The sequence below is a fragment of the Calditrichota bacterium genome, from assembly GCA_013152715.1.
Taxonomy (GTDB): domain Bacteria; phylum Zhuqueibacterota; class Zhuqueibacteria; order Thermofontimicrobiales; family Thermofontimicrobiaceae; genus 4484-87.
The window spans coordinates 1-5,229 of record JAADFU010000091.1 but is presented as its reverse complement, the minus strand read 5'-3'; the positions used below and the strand labels follow the sequence as shown (position 1 = coordinate 5,229).

3 protein-coding genes are annotated in these 5,229 nt (G+C 43.7%); all 3 read right to left on the bottom strand.

The window, feature by feature from the left end; translation table 11 throughout:
• Positions 1 to 182: 182 nt before the first annotated feature.
• Positions 183 to 422 (bottom strand): hypothetical protein, encoded by a 240-nt coding sequence (locus GXO74_07080; GenBank protein ID NOZ61429.1) that lies wholly within the window; start codon positions 420 to 422, stop codon positions 183 to 185.
• A 240-nt stretch (positions 423 to 662) separates the two neighbouring features.
• A complete protein-coding gene (locus GXO74_07075) occupies positions 663 to 1,451 on the bottom strand; it encodes a DUF3667 domain-containing protein (GenBank protein ID NOZ61428.1) in 789 nt (262 codons plus the stop codon).
• 77 nt (positions 1,452 to 1,528) lie between these two features.
• Entirely contained in the window at positions 1,529 to 4,672 is a 3,144-nt protein-coding gene (locus tag GXO74_07070; GenBank protein ID NOZ61427.1) for an isoleucine--tRNA ligase, read from the bottom strand.
• Positions 4,673 to 5,229 lie beyond the last annotated feature (557 nt).

Here is a 5,229-nt window from a genome sequence, read left to right as displayed (position 1 = left end):
AGCCATTTGTGTGAACGGAGCAGTTGTTTCGCCTAAAATATTTTTCAGATTGTTTATTGATAATAGCCATCTTGATATTGTTCTATATATCGAAATAACCAACGTGACTTTTTGGGGGACATCCCAGAAAAACGTAAAAAATGCTTTTTAGAAGCGATATGCAATGATTTTTTCTGCCGAAACTATTTTTTCACCCCAAAATATTTGAAAAATAATTCCTCGGAATGCTTTTTGCCCTCTTCGGTCAGAATCACAGATTTGGCCTTGCTCTTAGGATTGCCGATGTATCCTTTTTCGAATAATCGATTCATTGCATCCCAGTCCATACCTTTCCAGGCGCGGGGGCCATATCCGTCATCAAATGTCGTCAAATAAAGAAGCGCCAGCACCATTTCATCGACTTTTTCCTTGTCGTAATCCATTGTTTTTCTCCCTTTTTTATTGATCCACGTTAATAATGATTGACTCAGTAAAAAGTAAAGAAATAATTTTAAAAAGAAAAGAAAAAATTGTTCCGTATAGGATTTGCTACTTATATTTGGAACACGGGTTTGCACGGATTTTTATCCGAGGCAATCAACGGAATTCAGTTGAAATGTAGCTTTCATTTCAAGAACATCTTTTATTGATTGATTTCTATTTCGGATTATTGGCTCTTTTTCTCAATACGCCCATTTCAACGCCAGAATGGTGTAAAAAAACAGAAACTGCACATAAATCCCAATCACGAACAGAAAACTAACGAACAGAAAAATGGCCTTCACAATTGCAAGAATAATTTTGTTCCGGTAGAATTTTCGCAAAGCGAAAAACAGGTAAACGACAGGGATCAGGATAACAAGAAGAACCAAAATCTGGCCGATGGTCGATTGGGAAGTTCCGATGGCTTTCAATATAAATGCGAAAATGTGAAAAAGAGAAATGAGCGAAAGCAGCAGCAGTAAAAAGAATGACAGGAAATGAGCCGCGAAAATGAAATTTTCCGCATAGAAGCGTCTTTTCTTGAAATTAAGCAGATACAGAAAAAGGGCAAAAATCGGCACAACCAAAAATACAAACGCCGGCTGGTTGTATTTCAGATGAGCATCAAATCGTTCTTCGTAGATTTCCCGGGAAACGTTTGCAGCGTGAGTCTGGTTGGCAATGATTTTTTGGTAGGTTTGGTTGCCCCCAACAATGCTTTTCAAATTAAAATTGAATACCTGAAATTGGTGCGTGTTCAGAAGCGGCGCGAGGAAGAAAAATACAAAATTGATGGCAAAGTAAAGTTTCAGTGGCTGGACAAATCGTTCTCTTTTGTCAGAAAAATAGGAAGCAGCCAGTTCCCCTGGCTTAAAAAAAAGCGCGGCAATGGTTTTAAAAATTCTTTTGTCAATGTGAAAGATTTCAGCCGTGAATTTTTTGGAAAAATTTTTCAGAGAAAGATCATCTGTCGGTTTTTCAGATTTCATATTTTTCTCAAGTTGTACCCTTTCAAAGGTTTGGAACCTTTGAAAGGGTCGCTGAAATTGAAAGGGTATCGAAGATACTATTTTTTCACACCAATCACAACCTTCTCGCCGCCAACTTTAATTTCTTTTGATTTTGAATCGGCAGACACGCTGTCCGTGATGTCCAACGAAAGCGTCTCCGCTTTAATGTAATCGGCGTGCGTTTCAAAAGCATTTTTAATTTTTTCAGAGCCGGAAAAGAACAGATGGATTCTGTCATTCATTTCAAAATCCGCTTCTTTGCGCAATTCTTGAATTTGGCGAATCAAATCGCGCGCCAGTCCTTCGGAGATAAGTTCCTCAGTCAGGTGGATGTCCAAAGCCAGGACACTGCCGTCGCTCTCCTGCACTACACGATTTTCCTGCGGCTTCAGTTCCACCTGAATGTCTTCGGACTCCAACTGAACGGTGCGATCGTCGAGCGTCACTTCAATTGGCAGTCCGGCTTTCAATTTTTTCGCCGCTTCCCGCGCAGAGATTCCGGCAAGAGCTTTTTGAACTTTGGGCACGTCTTTGCCAAATTTAGGCCCTAATTTCTTAAAATCTAATTTAAGCTGATAATCAACAAGTTCGGCGTCATCGTCGATGAAAGTCACTTTTTTGACGTTCAGTTCTTCGGTGATGTGGCTGAAATGTTTTTTCAGGCTTTCCGGATCCAAAGAAGGACCGGGTTTGATGAAAAATTCCGCGATAGGCTGGCGAACTTTGATGCCGCTCTGATTGCGCAAAGCGCGCCCGGCCTTGACCACAGCGATCACCTGGTCGATTCCTTTCACCAATTCGTCGTCAACAAAATTTTCATCGACTTCCGGAAAATCGCAGTGGTGAATCGACTCCGGCGCGCTGGGATCGTTGGCAACGACTAAATTTTGATACATTTCCTCGGTGATGAACGGAATCACCGGCGCCAGCAATTTGATGAACGTCACTAACACTTTGTGGAGAGTGAAATAAGCGATTTGCTTGTCCGTGTCCTTTTCGCTCTTCCAGAAGCGGCGGCGATTACGGCGAACGTACCAGTTGGAAAGATCGTCGATGAAAGCCTCGGCTTTTTTCACAAATGCCATGACGTTGTATTCCTCGTAATTCTGGCGGGAAACGCGGATCAATTCCTGCAATTTCGCCAGCACCCAGCGGTCGATTTCCGTCATGTCCTCTTTTTTCGCGTTCAGGTCCGCCGGATTGATGTCGTCCAAAATCGCGTAATTTGCCCAGAAAGCATAAGTATTCCACAGCGTCAGCAGGTGCTTACGGATTTCTTTTGCCGGGCCGTAGCCGAAACTGAGATTAGTGAACGGATTGTGATCGGCAAACATCCAGCGCATGGTATCCACGCCGATTTTTTCCGCCGCATCTTCAAACCAGATGGCGTTACCGGTACTCTTGTGCATTTCTTCGCCTTTTTCGTCGCGCACCAGGGCGTAGCCGAGCACGGTTTTGAACGGCTCGCGATTTTCCATCACGGTGCTCATGGCGAGAATGGCGTAAAACCAGTTGCGGAACTGTCCCGGAAAACATTCGGTGATGAAATCCGCCGGGAACCATTTCTCCCAATATTTTCTGTCTTCAAGATATTTCATGGTAGAATAAGGTACAATTCCCGCGTCGAGCCAGGGATTTCCGACATCTTTGACGCGCGGCACAGTGGCGCCGCATTGGGAACATTTAATTTTCACTTTATCAATGTAGGGCCGGTGCGGAGAATGTCCTTCAAGTTCTTCCCAACCCTCCACGGCGCGATCTTTCAACTCCTCGATGCTGCCCAGGACTTCAAAGTTTCCGCATTTCGGGCATTCGTAAATCGGCAGCGCCAGTCCCCAGTAGCGCTTTTTGGAAATCATCCAGTCGTGCATATTTTTCAGCCAGTCCAATTCCAACTGCATGCCGTAGTCGGGCATCCAGCGAATTTTTTTGGTGACTTCCATGATGTCGAAACGCAATTCGTCCATTTTAATGAACCATTCGTCCACGAGCCGGAACACCAACTCTGTGCCGTGGCGCCAGCACACCGGGTAACGGTGAGTGATTTTTTCCCGTTTGTACAGAATATTCCGTTCGCGCAAATTCCGGATGATCGGCTCGCCCACGTCCATCACGTTCCTGCCGCTAATCCAGTCAAAACCGTCGAGAAATGTGCCGAATTCGTCCAGCGGTGCGATGGCTGGCATGTTGTATTCTTTGCCCAGGGCAAAATCTTCTTTTCCGCAGCCGGGAGCAATGTGTACGATGCCGGTACCTTCTTCCGCACTGACTTCGTCCCAGACAATGACCGGATGTTTTACGCCTTGCTGCACCGGAAGCATTTCAAACGGCGAATGAAATTCCCAGCCGGCCATGGCGCTGCCCGGGAGTTCTCCTAAAACTTGGTAATCGCCTTTTGTTTTCAGCACGGTTTCGGCGCGTTCCTTGACGAGGTAGAAAATTTCGTCCCCCTGTTTGACCTTTACGTAAGTAAAATCCGGATGAACCGCCGCGCCGACGTTCGCCGGCAGGGTCCACGGCGTGGTCGTCCAGACAAGTAAACTCTCATTTTCGCGGTCCGCGAGCGGGAATCTGACGTAAATACTCGTGTGCTCCATTTCGCGGTAGCCTTCGGTGGCAATCTCGTGCTGCGACATGGCAGCGCCGCATTTGATACACCATGGCATCACGTCATGGCCTTTGTAAATCCAGCCGCGATCGTAGCATTTTTTCAGGAATTTCCAGATGGTGTAATTGTTGATGTCGGACATGGTGTAGTAAGAATTGTCCCAATCCATCCAGTAACCGAGACGAATCGACTGCTCGGTCTGAATTTTGGAGTATTTGTACACGCGCTGCTTGCATTTGTCAACAAAATTCTCAATGCCAAATTCTTCGATGTCTGTTTTCGATTTGAAACCGAGCTCTTTTTCAACTTCAACTTCGACCCACAAACCTTGGCAATCAAATCCGTTTTGATAGCGCTGATCATGACCGAGCATGGCGTGGTAGCGCTGAAAAATATCTTTGTACGTTCTGCCCCAGGCGTGGTGTACGCCCATGGGATTATTAGCAGTGATCGGTCCGTCCAAAAATGACCAGTGCTTTTTGCCGCGATTTTTTTCAACTAATTTTTCAAATGATTTATTTTTCTTCCAGAAGTCTAAAATACGATGCTCTAAGGCGATAAAATCTTCCTGCGTGTTGACTTTTTTCAGCATAACCCTATTCCTGATTTTATTTTTTCTTGCTGCCAATAAAAAACCCACTGTCTATTTTTCCTGGCAGTGGGTGATATTTACAAGTTATGGAAATCCTGCTACTGTCCCTCTGCCAGGAGAGGAGGGCGTATCATGATGCTAATAATTCGTATGAAGATAAAAATATTAAACATGGAAAACTCTCTCTTATGCCCTGAATTAAAATATTGTTTCAATGGAATTGTCAATATAACATTTTTATTAAAAAATGTCAAGATTAAATTTGTTAGAAACTGAATGTCCCCCAAAAATTTTGGAAATTTATAGATTAAAATAGCTTTTTTTACCGGAAAAAATGATTTCGAAAATTTATGGTTCTCATTTTTTCATAATTAATTTTAAAACGTTCAACCCTTTCAGGGTTGCCCTTTCAACATGAACTTCATTTCTCCTACAAATGTTCAACATCTTTGATGTTGTTTTTATAAAAAAACAGGTAGATAAATAAGAAAGACACTGAAAAGTGACCAGTAATTCTTTTTATCTCTGAATCCCGAAGGGATTCAACATTTTTAGAC

Bases quoted from the DNA above. Each gene is read 5' to 3' on its own strand.
- GXO74_07080 (NOZ61429.1), bottom strand. From the start codon at position 422: ATGGATTACGACAAGGAAAAAGTCGATGAAATGGTGCTGGCGCTTCTT.
- GXO74_07075 (NOZ61428.1), bottom strand. From the start codon at position 1,451: ATGAAATCTGAAAAACCGACAGATGATCTTTCTCTGAAAAATTTTTCC.
- GXO74_07070 (NOZ61427.1), bottom strand. From the start codon at position 4,672: ATGCTGAAAAAAGTCAACACGCAGGAAGATTTTATCGCCTTAGAGCAT.